The sequence below is a fragment of the Butyricimonas sp. genome, from assembly GCF_019423355.1.
In the GTDB taxonomy this organism is placed as follows: Bacteria; Bacteroidota; Bacteroidia; order Bacteroidales; family Marinifilaceae; genus Butyricimonas; species Butyricimonas faecihominis.
Map to the genome: position 1 here is coordinate 83,450 of NZ_JAHZBP010000003.1, position 17,145 is coordinate 100,594.

General features: G+C 41.5%; 15 protein-coding genes and 1 tRNA gene. 4 read left to right on the forward strand and 12 right to left on the reverse strand.

All coding sequences use genetic code 11. The features are described from left to right. Positions 1-3: 3 nt before the first annotated feature. From QVC79_RS05375 to QVC79_RS05430, 12 genes are all read right to left on the reverse strand, one after another. Complete coding sequence (locus QVC79_RS05375; RefSeq protein WP_270594400.1) at positions 4-2,484, reverse strand: ATP-binding protein; 2,481 nt, start codon at positions 2,482-2,484, stop codon at positions 4-6. A gap of 86 nt (positions 2,485-2,570) precedes the next feature. Then, a complete protein-coding gene (locus QVC79_RS05380; protein WP_270594399.1) occupies positions 2,571-3,161 on the reverse strand; it encodes a type 1 glutamine amidotransferase family protein in 591 nt (196 codons plus the stop codon). A gap of 4 nt (positions 3,162-3,165) precedes the next feature. After that, positions 3,166-3,768 (reverse strand): ORF6N domain-containing protein, encoded by a 603-nt coding sequence (locus tag QVC79_RS05385; RefSeq protein WP_270594398.1) that lies wholly within the window; start codon positions 3,766-3,768, stop codon positions 3,166-3,168. Positions 3,769-3,785: 17 nt separating this feature from the next. Beyond that, positions 3,786-4,376: an ORF6N domain-containing protein gene (locus tag QVC79_RS05390; RefSeq protein WP_270594397.1), complete on the reverse strand. Its 591-nt coding sequence runs from the start codon at positions 4,374-4,376 to the stop codon at positions 3,786-3,788. Between the two features lie 17 nt (positions 4,377-4,393). Further along, positions 4,394-4,981: an ORF6N domain-containing protein gene (locus QVC79_RS05395; protein ID WP_270594396.1), complete on the reverse strand. Its 588-nt coding sequence runs from the start codon at positions 4,979-4,981 to the stop codon at positions 4,394-4,396. 130 nt (positions 4,982-5,111) lie between these two features. Further along, a tRNA-Arg gene (locus QVC79_RS05400) sits at positions 5,112-5,186 on the reverse strand. A gap of 80 nt (positions 5,187-5,266) precedes the next feature. After that, positions 5,267-5,734 (reverse strand): ExbD/TolR family protein, encoded by a 468-nt coding sequence (locus QVC79_RS05405; protein ID WP_118303269.1) that lies wholly within the window; start codon positions 5,732-5,734, stop codon positions 5,267-5,269. Further along, the gene (locus QVC79_RS05410) at positions 5,734-6,318 is read right to left on the reverse strand and encodes an ExbD/TolR family protein (RefSeq protein WP_124316861.1); all 585 of its coding nucleotides are present in this window, start codon (positions 6,316-6,318) and stop codon (positions 5,734-5,736) included. The genes QVC79_RS05405 and QVC79_RS05410 overlap by 1 nt, the downstream gene beginning before the upstream one ends. A 26-nt stretch (positions 6,319-6,344) precedes the next feature. Further along, complete coding sequence (locus tag QVC79_RS05415) at positions 6,345-6,761, reverse strand: hypothetical protein (protein ID WP_229782998.1); 417 nt, start codon at positions 6,759-6,761, stop codon at positions 6,345-6,347. Positions 6,762-6,794: 33 nt separating this feature from the next. Next, positions 6,795-7,613, reverse strand: coding sequence for a MotA/TolQ/ExbB proton channel family protein (locus QVC79_RS05420; protein ID WP_124316862.1), 819 nt, complete (start codon positions 7,611-7,613; stop codon positions 6,795-6,797). A 128-nt stretch (positions 7,614-7,741) separates the two neighbouring features. Next, entirely contained in the window at positions 7,742-8,782 is a 1,041-nt protein-coding gene (locus QVC79_RS05425; RefSeq protein WP_124316863.1) for an asparaginase, read from the reverse strand. An 84-nt stretch (positions 8,783-8,866) separates the two neighbouring features. Continuing rightward, on the reverse strand, positions 8,867-9,652 hold the full coding sequence (locus tag QVC79_RS05430) for a TatD family hydrolase (RefSeq protein WP_270594394.1): 786 nt from the start codon (positions 9,650-9,652) through the stop codon (positions 8,867-8,869). A 516-nt stretch (positions 9,653-10,168) separates the two neighbouring features. On the opposite strand from QVC79_RS05430, the gene QVC79_RS05435 reads away from it, so the two are divergent. The 4 genes from QVC79_RS05435 to QVC79_RS05450 all read left to right on the forward strand — a co-directional run bounded on the left by QVC79_RS05435 (position 10,169) and on the right by QVC79_RS05450 (position 17,136). Beyond that, positions 10,169-10,711 carry an RNA polymerase sigma factor gene (locus tag QVC79_RS05435; protein WP_270594393.1) on the forward strand — a complete coding sequence of 181 codons (543 nt, stop codon included), beginning with the start codon at positions 10,169-10,171 and terminating at the stop codon, positions 10,709-10,711. A gap of 175 nt (positions 10,712-10,886) precedes the next feature. Further along, entirely contained in the window at positions 10,887-12,095 is a 1,209-nt protein-coding gene (locus QVC79_RS05440; RefSeq protein WP_270594392.1) for a FecR family protein, read from the forward strand. Between the two features lie 147 nt (positions 12,096-12,242). After that, positions 12,243-15,572: a SusC/RagA family TonB-linked outer membrane protein gene (locus tag QVC79_RS05445; protein WP_270594391.1), complete on the forward strand. Its 3,330-nt coding sequence runs from the start codon at positions 12,243-12,245 to the stop codon at positions 15,570-15,572. A gap of 13 nt (positions 15,573-15,585) precedes the next feature. Further along, positions 15,586-17,136, forward strand: a complete 1,551-nt coding sequence (locus QVC79_RS05450; protein ID WP_270594390.1) for a RagB/SusD family nutrient uptake outer membrane protein — start codon at positions 15,586-15,588, stop codon at positions 17,134-17,136. Positions 17,137-17,145 lie beyond the last annotated feature (9 nt).

The following is a 17,145-nucleotide window of genomic DNA, read 5'->3' on the forward strand; positions in this document are numbered from 1 at the left end:
AGATTATTGACGTGTTTCTTTTTCCAGTAATTGGAGAACATTGTTTCCTTCTTGCAGGATCTTTTCAATACTCTCTCTTATTTTATTTTCCTCTGTATCCAAGGGCATTTTTTCTAGGAAAAGCAACGAGGGAATGACATCGTTAATCGCTAGTTGCTTGAACATGGGTAGCATTTTGTGTGCTAACTTGGCAATCTGTTCCGTTTCGTGTGATTCCAGATGTTGGGCCAATAGTTGGAAATTGGTCTTGCAATCCGATATAAAAGACCCGATAATTTGATTGGCGGCATCTTTGTCATTGTCGGCAAAGACCATGATCATGTCTAAATTATAAGGGGTGTTTTTATCAGAGGTTTGTGTTGTCGACTGTTTGGTTTCTATCGCACATCCTAACAGGTCGTTTACCCTGCTATATAGTTGTTCCGGGGTATACGGTTTATTTAGATAAGCTGAAAAGCCGGCTTCTTGATACTCTTTTTCGTGCATATCGTCACGGGCAGACAAGGCAATTGCCGGAATGTTTTTTATTTGTTGGTTTTGGGATTCACGGATTTGTTGCACGAGTTCGAACCCGTCCATTTCTGGCATCTGGATGTCGGATAAAACAATGTTATAATTCCCTTTTTCCAAACGGGATAGCGCCTCTTGGGGGTGCGTACACGTGTCACACTGGATGCCTGCTTTTCGGAGTAATTCTGTCGTGACGGTCAATTGAAGAATGTCATCATCGACGATAAAGGCTTTCATCCCTTCATGCCTAACTGGGGGTGAAGAGGGTGTTTCTGTCGGTTGGGATTCTTGTGCTGTGGCCTTTATCAACGGGAATTTAACCGTGAAGGTACTTCCCTCGCCTTTTTTACTTTCGAGGGTTAATTCACCATTTAGTAAATGGACGAGTTGTAATGTGATTGTTAAGCCAAGACCTGTGCCTTCCGCCCCGTTGTTATGCTGCGGGGTTAGGCGGGTGAATTCTTTAAAGATCAGTTCTTGTTCCTCTTCCGTCATTCCCGGCCCGGAGTCTTTGATTACAATGATAAACTGGTCGTCTTTTGTAGGGGAAATAAAGGCGGATAAAGAAACCTTTCCTTCCCGTGTGTATTTTATGGCGTTCGATAGGATATTCACCACGATTTGGCGAACTTTCATGGAATCCCCGAGGTAAAGTCCGTTCAGGGCGTTGCTAATATCGCTTTTCAATTCCAGACTCTTTTGTGCCGCTAAAGGAAGGAAACTATCCGCCGTCTCCTGTAACAGGCGTCCCGGGTTATATGGGACCGTGTTGATCTCCATTTTATTGGATTCCAATTTGGAGAAATCAAGCATATTGTTGGCAAGATGCAGGATATGTTCGGCTGTCCCCTTCATGTTTTTGAGAAAATAGTGCTGTCGCTCCTCCAGTTGGGTGTTATTTAGTAGTTCAATGTACCCGATGATGGAGCTTAGAGGGGATTTTATGTCGTGAGTGACAGTCAGCATGAGTTTCTCCCGGTTATGTAGTAACCGTTCCGTGTATGTTTTTGCTGCTTCCAGTTCCCGCCTGTATCGTTGACTTTGCGTGATGTCATTGATAATAAGAACGACGAAGAAGACTACCAGCACACAAGCGATGATCGCAATCCAAGATATGGTTCTGGTGAGGTGATGTGTCGTGATTTGCTGTTGTTCCAAGCGAATCATCGTGTTTTCGAGTTCTTCTTTTTCAAGGTCTTTCAGTACTCGCTTGAGGCGTTCCGTGATGTGTTGACCACTTTGGATAACGATCGCCTCTCGCCGGGAGACTTCCGCATCGATCTCTTCCTTTTGCTGCTGGTACTGGCTCCATGAATCCCGAATCACGTTCATTAATGTGTCCGTGTTGTTGTTTGTCGTGACCATACTGAGCGTGTCAACGATGCGATGGAGGGTCGTGTCGACTTTTAGGATGGAATCTCTTTTTGTTCGGAATAATCCTTTTCTTTCCCGGATGATATAGTTACTGTCAATGACTGTAATGATTTTTTCCCGGAGATCGGGGATGATATCTGCCGAATCTTTGAGCGTACCTATTTTTTCGATTGTTTTGTTGTAGAAATCCTCTGGGATGTAATATTTTTTGACGTAATACAAGTCTTTCAGATTCTTGATCCGTTTGCCTAGAAGTGTATTTATCGTGTCTATTCGTAGGTTCTGTTCCGAGCTGATGGATAGATTTTTCAAGGTATCCATGTTGTCCTTGATGTCCTCTATCAATTTCATATAGGTGTCAAAATTCTTTTGTGTTCCTGTTTGGGAAAAGGCAATTCCGGTATTTTCTGCCTCGTATAGTTTGGTGAGTGTGTTACTTATGATGAATAATTTTTGTTGCATGACGATTTCATCATTCCCTTTTTGGGTTAAGGCAATGGTCTGTTTGTAGATAAAGACAATTGCAATTGCTCCTAACAAGAGAATTAGGATATATCCCGTGATGAGTTTGAGTTTGGTAAATTTGAAAGGTCTTTGCATAGCGAACAGATTTATAGCAAATGTATAAAAAAATAGTCAACCAATTAGTAAGGTTGACTATTTTAGAAGTACTGATGTGCTACTCCTTAAAGTTCGTTTTTATAGAATGAATAAGTCTCTTCTATAATTTCCGGTGTTGCGGCATCCAATTGATATAAAATCTCCCGGCAAAATTCCAAAGGGGCATTACCGTTAGCCGTTACTATGTTATTGTCTCTTACGGCTTGATCGTTTATGTAATTAGTTTCACCCGTGTACTGGGTACCTGCATATTGTTTGAGGTAATCCAGCGTGTTACTTGTATGTTTTACGTGGTTGAGGAAACCATACATTCCGAGATACACGGAGGCATTACAGATTCCGGCAACCAGTTTGCTTTCCGCAATTGCTTTTTCCACTAATGATGCGATGGGTTTCGCCTCGGGCAAAAACCAGTTCATGCCGCCGATGAGTATAAGTCCTGCATGATCATCCGGTAGGTCGTTAATATCATAATCCGGCAATACCCTGAATCCACCTATCGAGGTAATGGGTTCTTTGGATAGTGACAACGTTTTCACCTTGTATTTAATCGGACATCCCGGTTTGACACCCATATTTAGGCAGGTGGAGATATAAGCACCTTCCCAGTCTGCAAAATTGTTTAGTAGTACAAAAATTACTTCTTTTTTATCCATTCTTTTAATATTTAGTTTTATCATTTTCTTCGCATCCCGGTAACTTGTACCCGATCCTTTTTCTTTCCTTAAATCCCCGGTCTTTTGTCTGCAGTTCCGCTAAGGTTTGATTTATTAATTCGAGTTGAATCATGGTATCATCATTGATGTCATTTTGATCTACTAGAACCTCTTCCATGTATTGTTTGAGTTCCTTTACTTGTGTTTCGATCCTTTCAACACGGCTTTCTATGGGGTTGGACAGCATTTGCCGGACTGCCACGAAAGCCCGCATTATTCCCCTATTTATTTCTATCGCAGGCTTGGAGTTCAAAACGCTACTAAGCATCGCTACTCCGAGTTCAGTAAAAGCGAAAGGAAGATATTTTATATTGCTTCCACGTCCCTTGTTCAAGGTCGCAAATTGCGTCCTTGAAAGTTCGGTTATTTCTTTTTTTGTAAGCTCAAACATAAAATCATCACCTTCAAACCTGTCTATATTACGCCTCACGGCTTCTTTGAGGCGTTTTGTTTCGACACAGTACATTTCTGCTAGGTCGAAGTCTAACATCACCTTCTGTCCCCTAATCTCGTATATTTTGCTTTGTATCAATTGTAAATTATCCATAATCACGCTCGTGTTGTTTATTTCTTTTCCTCTTCGCATCCCGGCAACTGGTACCCAATCCGTTTCCTTTCCTTAAATCCCCGGTCTTTTGTCTGTAGTTCCGCTAAAGTTTGATTTATTAATTCGAGTTGCATTCGGGTATCGTCGTTAATGTCGTTATAGTCGGAAAACACTTCTTCGATATAGTTTTCTATTGCATCCATTCGTTTTTCGAGTTCATCGATCTTATTTGTTTTGGGGCTGGCGATCATTTGGCGAATATCCACAAAAGCCCGCATTATTGAGATATTTACATTAATGGCTATATCACTATTGAGAATTCCGGATAACATCGCTAACCCTTGTTCCGTGAATGCATAAGGAAATTTGCGAGTTCCTCCCCAATTTGATATTCCATTTTGGAAGATCAAGTTGGCTTTTAATTCATCAAATTCTTCCTTTGTGAGCTGAAACATAAAGTCTGGAGGGAATCTTTTAATGTTTCTTTGAACAGCTTTGTTTAAATTACCTGTTGTGACTTGGTATAACTCTGCCAAATCTCGATCTAACATCACTTTCTGTCCCCTAATCTCGTATATTTTGCTTTGTATTAATTGTAGATTGTCCATAATTGCACTCGTGCTGTTTATTTCTTTTCCTCCTCTTCACATTCCGGTAGTTTGTACCCGATTCTTTTTCTTTCCTTAAATCCTCGGTCTTTTGTCTGCAGTTCCGCTAAGGTTTGATTTATTAATTCGAGTTGCATCCGAGTGTCTTCGTTTATGTCGTTTTGGTCGGTAAAAACCTCCTCGATGTATTCTTTCAGTTCCTTTAATTCGTTTTTTAGTTCACCTATATTATCAACAGGAGAGGTATGTATTAATTGACGCATTGCGACAAAGACTTGCATGATACCCCTATTTATCTCGATGGCAGTTGGTGAATTAAGAACACTGCTAAGCATTGCAACTCCTAATTCTGTGAAAGCAAAAGGGGCATATTTTATGTTGGATCCTCTTCCTTTGTTCAAGATCACAATTTGTGATCTTGAAATTTCTTCTTTGGTAAGTTCAAACATGAAATCTTCTCCTTCAAAACGTGCTGAATTACGTCTGACTGCTTGTTTAAGTACCCTAGTTTCAATGCCATATAGCTCTGCCAGATCGAAATCTAACATTACTTTCTGGCCCCTGACCTCGTATATTTTACTTTGTATGATTTGCAAGTTAGCCATAATTACGCTTATGTTGTTCTATACAAATGTAGGGAAAAACGAGATTAGTTTGTTGTTTTGGCTTATATATTGGCTATATAAAAAATAACCTGCTATAACATTTTGTGTTTTAGCAGGTTATGTAGTAAAGTGGTGATCCCCACGGGACTCGAACCCATATCAAAGGAACCGGAATCCTTCATTCTATCCATTGAACTAGGGGACCATATTATCCGAGTGCAAAGCTAATCAAATTTTTAAAAAAAGGGAGCAATTTGCTCCCTTTTTTAATGTATAATAGATAAACTATTTTACCTTTTTACGAGTAGCGTAGCTTACACGTAAAGAATTCGCTTTACGCAATTCTTGTTTTACGTCGGTTACGATACCCATTTTTGTAAACTGATCAACTTTTAAGTTATTCGTGATCATGTTCCGTTCTTCCTCTTTACGAGTTTCTTGTTCAGCGGCAACGAAACTACTGATTTCACTTACGTTTGCCAGCTTATCATTCAACTGAATACGAGGTTCACTTCCGTAAGTCGCCACGTACTGGTCTTTCGGTTTTCCGATGAAGATATTACTAACCAAAGATTTTTTCTCTAGCTTGCTAATCTCTTTTGCTTCGGGCATACCGTTATCAACCATCACGAGAACTTCTCGCATCGTGGTACTAACCATGAAGAAGAATAATAGCATGAACACGATGTCCGGTAGAGACGCTGTTGAAATTGCAGGGGTCTCTTTTCCGCCTTCTTTTCTAAATTTAGCCATTACTTCTTTCCTCCTTTCCCGATGTTTTTAGGTTCAGCCTCGGATATAGCGGTAGGAACAAGTTTTCTCACAGCGTCCATTTGTTCTTCCGTGAGTTCGCTATATTTCTTACCCCATTTTTCCATGGCTTTCATATCCCTAATTTCATTATATGCTGCTGTCAGTTCATCTTGAACGGCAATATACATTTTGTATGAAGTTCCTCGGTCACTTTGAAGAGAGATAATTCCTCTTGAAACTTCAGCTTGTCCGAAGAAAGGAATTTCCTTAACAACTTTACTCGGTAAATCTTCTCTGTTTTGCGGGTTCAAAATAAACTCTTTAGCCTTTTCCTTCAGGTTCTCAATTTGCATCAGTTCCCCGTTCACGGCCAACAAATCGTTCTTGTTTACCAACACTTGTAATATATTACGTTTGGCAACAGGAGGTGCAATCACCTGATCTGGTGGCGGCATCGGTGGTAACCGTCTGAATAATCCCGAATCCACATCCATCGTTGTTGTCATCAAGAAGAATGTCAACAGCAAAAATGCGATATCCGCGGTGGAGGAGGCATTAATTTCTGGTGTTTTTTTTCTTGCCATAATCTCTTTTTTATCCTTCAGGAAAATTATCTAACGCGTCTAATAATTTCTGTAACAACAATAGCACCAATAGCTCCTATTCCCAAGAAATAAGTTGTGATTAGGATGGTGTCAGTGAATTTTAAAGTTCCCGGAACGTTGTCCGCACCGCTATATCCCGGAATATTCATGATAGTTCCGTCAGACATCGAGTAAGCGATTAACACGAGGAGAATGATCCCTGCAAGGGCAATAAAGCTCTTCATCGCTTCCTTTGGTCTGGTGAATAATCTAGCAACCGGGAATATTAACGCTGCAACAATGGCAACGCCAAATAAAAGATATGACCACCATAGTAGTTGTTCCGTGTATACCGGGGTGGAATATTGTGAGTTTGGAAGTTCGCCTCCAAAATAAAATAACCCCAATAACACGATCGTAACGACGAACATTACGATGGTCATGATGTTTAATATTTTGTTTATTTTCTGCATGGTTTAGTGTTTTTGATTGTATTTGACAAGAATGTCTAATAAAGTTACGGAAGCGTCTTCCATGTCATTAACAATACTTTCAATCTTAGCAATACAGTAGTTGTAGAATACTTGAAGAATCATGGCCACGATCAAACCACCCACGGTCGTGATCAATGCAACCTTGATACCTCCAGCCACCAATGACGGTTGGATATCTCCTGCTGCTTGAATCTTATCGAAGGCGTCGATCATACCGATTACAGTTCCCAAGAATCCTAACATCGGGGCCAATCCAATAAACAAACTAATCCAAGACATTCCTTTTTCCAAAAGTCCCATTTGAACAGAACCGTATGATACAACTGATTTTTCAACCATGTCGATTCCTTGATCATAGCGGCATAACCCTTGATAGAAAATACTTGCAATGGGGCCTCTTGTGTTGCGGCAAACTTCTTTTGCAGCTTCAACTCCACCGTTGTTTAATGCATCTTCAACACTTACAATTAATTTTTTCGTGTTGGTAGAAGCCAAGTTCAAGTAAATGACTCTTTCGATAGCGATAGCCAAACCGAAGATCAAACACAAGATAACGAAACTCATGAAGGCGGCACCTCCCTCGATGAATTTTTGTTTCAAGGCAGCGTGGAAAGAAGTACTTTCGATTTGTGATTCGTCTTCTAACACGGTAGGATCTGTCGTTTCCTCTTCTTCTTGATAAGTTTCTGTCGTTTCAGTGGTCTCTGTTTGAGTTGTTTCATTCTCTTGAGCCATTAGCATAGATGATGCTCCAATAGTAAGCATTCCTAAAACTGCTATTAGTGCAAATAATTTTCTCATGATCAATTTAACTGATTTTTAGTTTATTAATAATTAAAATTTAACTCTATAATATCTATTTAAGCTGTTTCGTTCTTGTTTTACACCGTGTGCCGGTTAAAATCGGGCACCAAGGTATAAAAAAAATGTTAAAATCCAATATATTTGGGGGATATTTCTCCCTTTAAGCCGTTATTTAAATATTTTTTTATTTCGTTAGTGTCTTTATATTTGCCCAGTACATACATCATTTTGCATACAGCGGCTTCCGTGGTAATGTCGTGACCGCTGATGACTCCCGCGTTAAGTAGCTCTCTACTTGTTTCATACTTACCCATCTCGACGCTCCCACCTTGACATTGGGTGACGTTATACACGAAAATTCCCTTGGATAGTACTTCCTTGATCTTGTTAAGAAAAACTTTATTCGTGGGAGCGTTGCCTGACCCGTATGTTTCCAGTATGATTCCTTTTAACCCGGGAATCCCTGTTACTGCGTCAATCACTTCCGGTCTCATACCCGGGAATATTTTCAATATGGCGATATTCGTGTCCACGTCACAGAATGCACTTACGGGTTCCGTTCGCAGGGTGTAATCGATTGCACTGTAATCGTAATGAATATGTATCCCGATGTTTGCCAATGCCGGGTAGTTGAATGACTGGAAGGCATCGAAACTTTCCGCGTTTATTTTTGTCGTCCGGTTTCCTCGGAATAGTTTATCCCCGAACAGGATGCAGACTTCCGGGACAATGGCCTTTTCTTGATCGTAAGCGGCTGCTATTTCAATGGCCGCGATCAGGTTTTCTTTCCCGTCCGTTCTGATTTTCCCGATAGGTAGCTGGGAACCGGTAAAGATCACGGGTTTGGTCAAGTTATTTAACATGAAACTCAAGGCCGCGGCCGAGTAGGCCATGGTGTCCGTTCCATGCAGGACAACAAATCCCCGGTAATCATCGTAATTTTTCAAGATGATTGAACAGAGGTCTTTCCACAATTGTGGTTGGAGATCTGAGGAATCTATGATTTCCGGTAAGGTGTAACTATCTATCGTGAATCCAAATTCTTTGATTTCCGGAACCTCGCAAGCGATCTGGTCAAAATTGAAAGGGCATAACGCCCCAGTTTCGGGGTCGTTTACCATCCCGATTGTACCTCCGGTATATATGATTAACACGGGTTTTGTCATACGCACTAAGTTAAAAACTAAAACATTACAAGCTTTAAGCTCCCTCTGCACTTTTCGTCAGTAAATTACCTGTCTGCATCTTTTCTATGAACAGTTCGCACTACTGACGTGCAAATTAAATAAATTCATTGCATTATTCGTTGTTATTTCCTCGACTTTTTTCGTGTCGATCCCTAGAATTTCAGCAATTTTAGCGGCTATACACGTAATATAACTACTTTCATTGCGTTTACCCCGGTAGGGAACGGGGGCAAGATAGGGAGCATCCGTTTCTAATACAAGGTGTTCTGCCCCGATTCTTCCCACGACTTCTGCCATGGATGATTTTTTGAAGGTAACGACACCACCGATCCCCAGTAGAAAACCTAAGTCTATTGCCCGCCGGGCATCTTCTTCCGTGCCGGGGAAACAGTGGAGTATGCCTTTCATGTTATAGTGTTGTCTTTTTAACACGGTGAATATTTCCATTAGCGAGTCTCTCGAATGGATGATGACGGGCAAATCCATTTCCCGGGCGATGTTTAATTGTCGTTCGAAGACAATAATTTGTTCCTTGTAAAATGTTTTATCCCAGTAAAGATCAATTCCACACTCTCCGATTCCGTGTATTGTTTCTTGGCTTAGTAATTTCTCGAAAAGTTGCATTTCCGTTTTGTAGGATTCGTTTACGGAAGTCGGGTGTACACCCAGCGTGGGGTACATCATGTCCGGGTGGGCTTGCGCCAGTGATAACATCGCTTGCCGGGTCGTGCTGTCAATATCCGGTAGTACAATCTGTCGAACGTTGGCTGCTAACGCCCGTTGAATAACTTCTTCTCTGTCATTGTCGAACTCTTCGGCATAGATGTGTGAGTGAGTATCTATAAACATATTTGTGATATAAGTGTCATTCTTCTCGTTGCGAAAGTAGTGAATTGTTTACGGATTGGCAACTAGGGGTGTTTAGCATCCCTTTTCCCGGGGTTATCCATGTCCGTTACATGGCGGTAGGGCGACTATTGGGAGGCTGTTAGGCGCCATCGCCCGATTGTCGCCCGATGCTCGCCCGATTATCGCCGCCATTTTAACAGATGGAAAACAAAAATAACATACTCGAATATCCCGTCAACCGGGCCTATAACGAGGCTATCCACGCTCAAGAATAGAATTTCGGGCCATTATATCCCCGGTAAAGGCCCGGGATAAGGGATACATCACCTATTCCGGTGCTTCCGGGGTTGCGGCATCCATCTCTTCGAAGTTTCTTAACGATAATCACATTATCTTTATTGTTTTATGTCCGGGAACGAACGGGTATAGAGGTGGACGGCAAGTTTTTTTTGTGGCATGAGTTTGCTGCTTGTCATATTTTTCATTAGGTTTGTGTTTAATAACAAAAGTATTTGTATGGACGTGGAAAACGACAGTTCGTTACGAATAGACGAGCAAGTATTTAAAAATTTGTTTGATAAATTTTATCAAGCCTTGTGCGTTTTTGCGTCCACCTATTTGAAAGATGATGCCTTGTCTGCCGATATTGTTCAGGAAGGGTTCGTGAAATTCTGGAACAAGCGGGAAGGGTTTGATAATTATTTCAAGGTGAAATCTTTCCTTTATACCATGGTGCGAAATGATTGTTTGAACTATATACGTGATCACAAGTTTAGGCGGGAGGATCTTTCCGTGGTTGAATCTCTTGAATTTTACACGGAGACGCTGGTGGAGGAAGAGGCCTATCGAATGTTTTATAATGCCGTGGAATCCTTACCTCACCAAACCCGACAAGTGATTTTGTTGTCCATGGATGGCTTGAAAAATAGCGAGGTTGCCGGACAGCTGGGAATTGCCGAGAGTTCCGTGCATACGTTAAAGAAAATAGCGTACAAGAAATTGCGCGAAATTTTGCGAGAATATTATTATCTGGTTTTTATTTTCCTTCTGAATAAATAGCTGATTTCTAGTGCTGTTTGTTTTTTCTTTCAAAAAAGTGAATTTTTCGTTCCCCATAAATTCCATTTTTCGTGTTGTAATGGTAAAGAGATGAATAGGTCGTAAAAGTTTGGGATACGACGGTATTAAATCTTGATATTGCACGAGGGTTGAATTGCGTGGTAAATGAATTGATATGGAACGAATGGACAAAAATAGTAAGGGATTGATGGATGACCCGTTTTTGCTAGCTTCTTGGATCGCAAAATCGATGGCCGGAGAATTGTCTGATGAAGAATTGCAATTATTGGATGAGTGGCGAATGGCTTCAGAGCGAAACCGTCGGTTGTATGACCGAATCGTCAGTCGGGAAGGGAGGGAATCGAAACAAAAACATTTCACGTCTTTTGATAAAGTATCCGGTTGGCAGGGATACTCGAAAAAATTAAAGAAAACAGAGAAAAAAGCGATACGCTGGCGTGTGTTTTTACGCTACGCGGCAGTTTTGTTGATCCCCTTGGGAGCTGCTGTTTATGGCATTCTTCATTCGGGAGAGGAGACCGTCTCTTTGGCGGATCTGAATGCAATCACACCCGGAGGAACCCGGGCGGAGCTGGTGTTGCCTTCGGGGGAGGTGGTTGATTTGGTTGCGAAATCCGGGGTGATATTGCGTGGAGAAAATACAGTCATTAATAACGAAGGAAAAACTCTTTCTTATAAAAATACAGGAAATCAGGCTCCGATGGACTCTTTGAGATATAACGAGGTGATCGTGCCGAAAGGAGGGGAGTATCAATTAGTGTTGAGTGACGGAACGCTTGTTTATCTGAATTCCATGACGAAGGTGCGTTTCCCGGAACGTTTTTCTGAAAAATGCCGGGAAGTGGAGGTGTGTGGAGAAGCTTTTTTCGAGGTAACTAAGAACAAAGATGTCCCTTTCATCGTGAAGACCGGGGCGTACGAGATTACGGTGTTGGGAACGAAGTTTAACGTCACGGCGTATGCTGATGAACATATGATCACGACAACATTGGTTGAAGGGGCAGTTTCTATCTCTGGCAAGTGTATTGGAGAGGCAAGAACATTACGGCCTAATGAACAGTTGGTGTTGGATCAAATATCTGGAGGCGTGGAAGTTAGGAAAGTGGACGTGAATTATTATACGGCTTGGAAGGATGGTATGTTCCGGTTCCGGGATGTTCGTTTGGAAGAGATCATGCGGGTGGTGGAACGATGGTATGATATGACTGTCGTGTACGAGGATGAGAGTGTCAAGGATTTGCATTTCGGTTTTAACATGAGTCGTCTCGAAACGATAGAGCCCTTGTTGAATATTTTTGAATTGAACGGTAAAATAAAAATAACGAAAGAAGGAAAAGTTCTGAAAATAAAACGAGGTAGATAAAGGCAGGAAATGGTACCAGCATTTCCTGCGGGAATTACTTCGTTAACATTGAGATAATTATTAACTAATAATTGGGAGAGCAAATTTATGGAAAATTTTCTAATGTTTCTCAGGTGCAAACGTGAGAAATTGCAAAAATTATGGCTTATGTCGAAATGGACTTTTTTATTTGTTTTTCTAGGGATAATAAACACGCACGGAACGGTTTATTCCCAGAGCGAGCAACAGGTTACAATCTCTATGAAGAATGCCTATTTGAAGGATATTTTATGGGCGATTCAGCGACAAACCACGTTTGTTTTCATGTATCATGAGGAAGATTTGGATAAGGTGGGAAAAGTGAATGTTGAGGCAAAAGCCTCAACGGTGGAAAAGATTCTGAGTGACTGTTTGAAAGGAACTGGCTTGACGTATGTTTTTCAAAATGAGGTGATCGTGCTGAAACCTTTGGATGATGAGAAGAAGAAAGAAATTCGAATTGCCGGTAAGGTGACGGACGAGGAAAAAGCTCCTTTACCGGGGGTGACAATTATGGTAAAAGGAACGAATCTTGGAACTGCCACGAATGCGGAGGGACGTTACTCGTTGACACTACCGGAGATGAAAGGAATTACCTTGCTTTTCTCTTTCGTGGGTATGGAACCCCGGGAGGTGAAGTATACCGGGAAGGATACCATTGACGTGGTGATGAGAGAAGACAAGGTGAAAATGGATGAGGTGGTTGTCACGGGATATATGAATGTGAGAAAGGAGAGTTTTACTGGAAATGCGACAACCGTGACGAGGGATCAGTTGATGAAAGTGAATAATAAAAATGTAATTGCAGCTTTACAGGCTTTCGATCCGTCGTTCCGGATTAAGGAAAATAATATTTGGGGATCGGACCCGAATGCCTTGCCGGAATTTAACATCCGGGGAGAGTCAAGTATCGCGGTAAATAAGGGATTGGATGTGGAACAACAGAGACGCAATCAAAGAACGAATCTGAAAGATAATCCCAATATGCCTGTATTTATTTTGGATGGTTTTGAGGTTTCTGTGGAGAAAATATATGACATGGATATGAACCGGATCGAGAGTATGACGATTCTTAAAGATGCGGCCGCCACGGCATTATATGGATCTCGGGCAGCGAACGGGGTCGTGGTAGTGACGACTGTCGCTCCGAAACCGGGTGAGATGCAGATTACTTATAATTTTACCGGGGGTGGGGATTTCCCGGATCTTTCTGATTATAATTTGTGTAATGCGTCCGAGATGCTTGAGGTTGAGCGACGGGCCGGGTTGTACACCGACCCAAATTCTCAGGCTACGGCCGATATTGACTACAATGGACGGATGCAGCAAATACTGCGAGGGGTTGATACGTATTGGCTAGGCAAGCCTTTGCGTAACGTGTTTAATCATAAACATAGTTTAAATTTGCAAGGGGGAGAGGAAACCATCCGGTATAGTCTTGATTTGAACTATGATAGTAATAACGGGGTGATGAAGGGATCTTATCGTTCAAGGACGGGAGCAGGGTTGACTTTGGATTATCGTCCGAAACGTTGGTTGCAGATGATGAACTCGATAACCTATAACCGGACAAGTACGGAAGATTCTCCTTATGGAGCTTTCAGTACGTACGCCTCGATGAAACCTTATCTCCCAATTCATGACGAGAACGGGGATTTGTTACAAAATTTGAAGGCCGGAAGTTTTACGGCAGTAAATCCCTTGTACGCTGTTAAGTATTTAGGTAATTATAGTGGTAAAGGAAAGTCTGACGATATCACGAATAATTTGAATATTAATATGTATTTCTGGAATGACTTCCAGTTTAAGGGGCAATTCAGTATCACGAAAACGACAAGTAAGACGGAAACATTTAAAGACCCGAAAGATGCAATTTTTCAGCAAACGGGCATAACGGATGAACAGAAAGGGTCTCTTGACCGGACAACCGGGGACAGTTGGAGTTGGAATGTGAATGCGATGTTGTATTATAACAAAACGGTGGGGAAACATCATTTTATTAATGCAACATTGGGAATGAATGCAAAGGAGGCGGAAAGTGAAACAGTACAGGCAAAATTCGTTGGATTCGGTATTGGAGGGATGAATACCCCGATATTTGCGGCGGATCAACCCGATAAATCACAGGTGTCCGCTTCCCAAAGCCGGTTGATAGGTTTCTTGGGATCTGTAAATTATTCGTACGATGATATTTATCTGTTTGATGCCTCTTTCCGTTTTGATGCCTCGTCACAATTCGGTAAGGATAAACGTTGGGCTCCGTTCTGGTCTGTCGGGGGAGGAATAAATTTCCATAATTACAAATTTTTGAAAGATAATTGGTTGATTAGTACTTTGAAGATAAGAGCTACTTATGGGAGTACGGGTAATGTTAATTTCCCGATTAGCATGGCCACGACAACTTACCAGATAAATACGGATAGTTGGTTTTTCACGGGTGCGGGAGCGCAATTTAACACGTTGGGAAATCCTCGGTTGACGTGGGAGAAAACGAATACCGTGGATGCCGGTTTCACGATCGCTTTGTTGAATGATTTGATTTATCTGGATGCGTCTTATTATTGTAAAAAGACGGAAGATTTGATTGATGAGATCAGCGTGAGACATTCCTCTGGTTTTAAAACTTATAATATAAACTCCGGTGCGATTAAAAATGAAGGATTTGAAATTAGCATGAATGCCACGGTATTTAGAAATAATGACTGGATGGTGACATTGAATGCAAATTTGGGAGCGAATAAGAATAAGATCACGAAATTAGGGGAAGAGACAAAAGCGTATAACGAGAAAATACTAAATGAATGGAATCAAGGTGGTGGTCAATATAGTGATGTGTTGAGTAGTCCCGTTATCCTTTATTATGAAGGAGCCTCAACTTCCGCGATGTATGCGGTACGCTCAGAAGGTATCGACCCGGCAAATGGTAGGGAAAGATTCATCAAGAAGAACGGATTGCCGACGTATACTTGGGATGCAAATGACCAAGTTGTGGTGGGTGATAATAATCCGGATGCTCAAGGATCTGTTGGGTTGAACGTGGCTTATAAGGGGTTCTATCTGAATGCTTCATTCATGTATCAATGGGGGGCTCAATCCTATAATGAAACTTTATTGAATAAAGTTGAGAATGCGGATGTTCGGGGAAGTAACGTGGACCGGAGAGTGCTAACTCAACGTTGGATGAACCCGGGAGATATCGCTCCTTTCTACGATATGGGAAATCAGACTAAAACGCAGGTGACTACTCGGTTCGTGCAGGATTATGATTATTTTAATTTCAGCGGTCTTTCTTTGGGGTATGATTTTAGTCGGGAGTTAATCTCTAAATGGCGGTTAAGAAGTTTGGGCCTTCGCTTTAATATGAATGATATATGTCGTTGGTCGACGGTAAAAGAGGAAAGAGGAACAAGTTATCCTTTCTCTCGCAGTTTTAGTTTCACGTTGAATATAGGAATCTGATAAAAGGAATTATATGAAAAATTATGCAATAGTATTAGCGACAATTTTCATGTTGTTTTTTACCTCTTGCGAGAGCTGGCTGGATATTCAGCAAGAGGGGGAAGTTACTGTTGACCAGTTGTACAGTACGGGCGAAGGGTATCGAACGGCGTTGAACGGCGTGTATCAAGCTATGGGGCGTCCCGCGTTGTATGGGCGTGAATTTTCTTTCGGATTGGTGGATTGTATGTCTCAACAATACGATTTGGCAAACGAATCGTTTTCAACTGATTTATATATCAAGGCATCCGAGTTTAAGTACAATGATGTTAGTTTGGTTGATTTCATTGATAATATATGGACTTCAGGATTTAAGGTGATTGCTAATGCGAATGATTTAATCCAAAATATAGAAAAGGCAAGTCCTGAGCTGTTTGAAGAAGGAGAGTTGGAGCGGAACTTGATTATGGGTGAAGCTTATGCTTGCCGGGCATTGATGCATTTTGATTTGTTACGTTTGTTTGCTCCCGCTCTGATTAACGATGATCAGGGTACTTATGTGCCTTACGTGGATACTTATCCCGAGATTTATGCTACCAGTATGCAGGTAACTCCTTTCTTGGATAAGGTCATCGCTGATTTGGTGAAGGCGAAAACTTTGGTTGCAGATTTCGATACTACTGCGGCGGGGATTATGGCTAGTAAGAATGGAACAGCACGTATGTCTAAGGCTAAGTCTCTTGATGCTAAATTCGGGTATGGTGATTTTTTTGCGGGAAGAGGTTATCGGTTAAGTTATTATTCGATTACGGCTTTGTTGGCTAGGGTGTATCAATATGCCGGGAAAACGACTGATGCGTTAGCGTGTGCCAAAGAAGTTGTGGAGTTTGGAAAATCGTCCGGAACATTGTTTTACAAGGATGATTTTTCGGGTATTACAAATGTCGGGACGAACGTGGAGGCTTTTGAACAAAGGACGGATTTGAAATTGAAATCAAGTTTGATATTCGCCGCTTACAATGAAAAAGCTTATAAGGAGAGCGAGATTCAGCGTTATTTTAGATTGACAACAGTAGATGATAATGGCTCGCCCGTGGCTCCTGATTATTTTAAGATCAAACAAGTGGAGTTGTTTAATAACCGGGGAGTGGAAGAGTGGCAAGCGGATATTCGCTCAAAGAACTTGATTTTCATGCTACAAGATGTTTTGCCTATTTCCGGAAAGTGGTTCGTGAACTCCCGGAATCCGGAAGATAGCGAACATTTGAAGATCTCTCCGGTACTTCGATTAACGGAAATTCAATATATCATGGCCGAGTGTTATGCTCGTGAGGGGAATTATGGAGAGGCTTATCGTATTTTGAATGATGTGCGGGGAGCCCGTAACTTATCTCCATTGGCGGTTCAAGGGAATTGGGAGGAATTCCAGACAGATTTAATCGGTGATGCTCGCAGGGAGTGGATCTCGGAAGGACAATTATTCTTTTTGTATAAGCGTCTTGATGCGGCATTTAACTTGAATGGTACGATGCACAAGTTATCAAGGGGAGAGGCTTCTTTGCCTTTACCTGTAGATCAGAAGTAGAGAATTAAG

Excerpts from the sequence above, each read along its gene's own strand:
- QVC79_RS05435 (WP_270594393.1), top strand. The coding sequence starts at position 10,169 with ATGGACGTGGAAAACGACAGTTCGTTACGAATAGACGAGCAAGTATTT.
- QVC79_RS05440 (WP_270594392.1), top strand. The coding sequence starts at position 10,887 with ATGGAACGAATGGACAAAAATAGTAAGGGATTGATGGATGACCCGTTT.
- QVC79_RS05445 (WP_270594391.1), top strand. The coding sequence starts at position 12,243 with ATGTCGAAATGGACTTTTTTATTTGTTTTTCTAGGGATAATAAACACG.
- QVC79_RS05450 (WP_270594390.1), top strand. The coding sequence starts at position 15,586 with ATGAAAAATTATGCAATAGTATTAGCGACAATTTTCATGTTGTTTTTT.
- QVC79_RS05415 (WP_229782998.1), bottom strand. The coding sequence starts at position 6,761 with ATGACCATCGTAATGTTCGTCGTTACGATCGTGTTATTGGGGTTATTT.
- QVC79_RS05385 (WP_270594398.1), bottom strand. The coding sequence starts at position 3,768 with ATGGATAATTTACAATTGATACAAAGCAAAATATACGAGATTAGGGGA.
- QVC79_RS05425 (WP_124316863.1), bottom strand. The coding sequence starts at position 8,782 with ATGACAAAACCCGTGTTAATCATATATACCGGAGGTACAATCGGGATG.
- QVC79_RS05405 (WP_118303269.1), bottom strand. The coding sequence starts at position 5,734 with ATGGCTAAATTTAGAAAAGAAGGCGGAAAAGAGACCCCTGCAATTTCA.
- QVC79_RS05395 (WP_270594396.1), bottom strand. The coding sequence starts at position 4,981 with ATGGCTAACTTGCAAATCATACAAAGTAAAATATACGAGGTCAGGGGC.
- QVC79_RS05420 (WP_124316862.1), bottom strand. The coding sequence starts at position 7,613 with ATGAGAAAATTATTTGCACTAATAGCAGTTTTAGGAATGCTTACTATT.
- QVC79_RS05375 (WP_270594400.1), bottom strand. The coding sequence starts at position 2,484 with ATGCAAAGACCTTTCAAATTTACCAAACTCAAACTCATCACGGGATAT.
- QVC79_RS05390 (WP_270594397.1), bottom strand. The coding sequence starts at position 4,376 with ATGGACAATCTACAATTAATACAAAGCAAAATATACGAGATTAGGGGA.
- QVC79_RS05430 (WP_270594394.1), bottom strand. The coding sequence starts at position 9,652 with ATGTTTATAGATACTCACTCACACATCTATGCCGAAGAGTTCGACAAT.
- QVC79_RS05380 (WP_270594399.1), bottom strand. The coding sequence starts at position 3,161 with ATGGATAAAAAAGAAGTAATTTTTGTACTACTAAACAATTTTGCAGAC.
- QVC79_RS05410 (WP_124316861.1), bottom strand. The coding sequence starts at position 6,318 with ATGGCAAGAAAAAAAACACCAGAAATTAATGCCTCCTCCACCGCGGAT.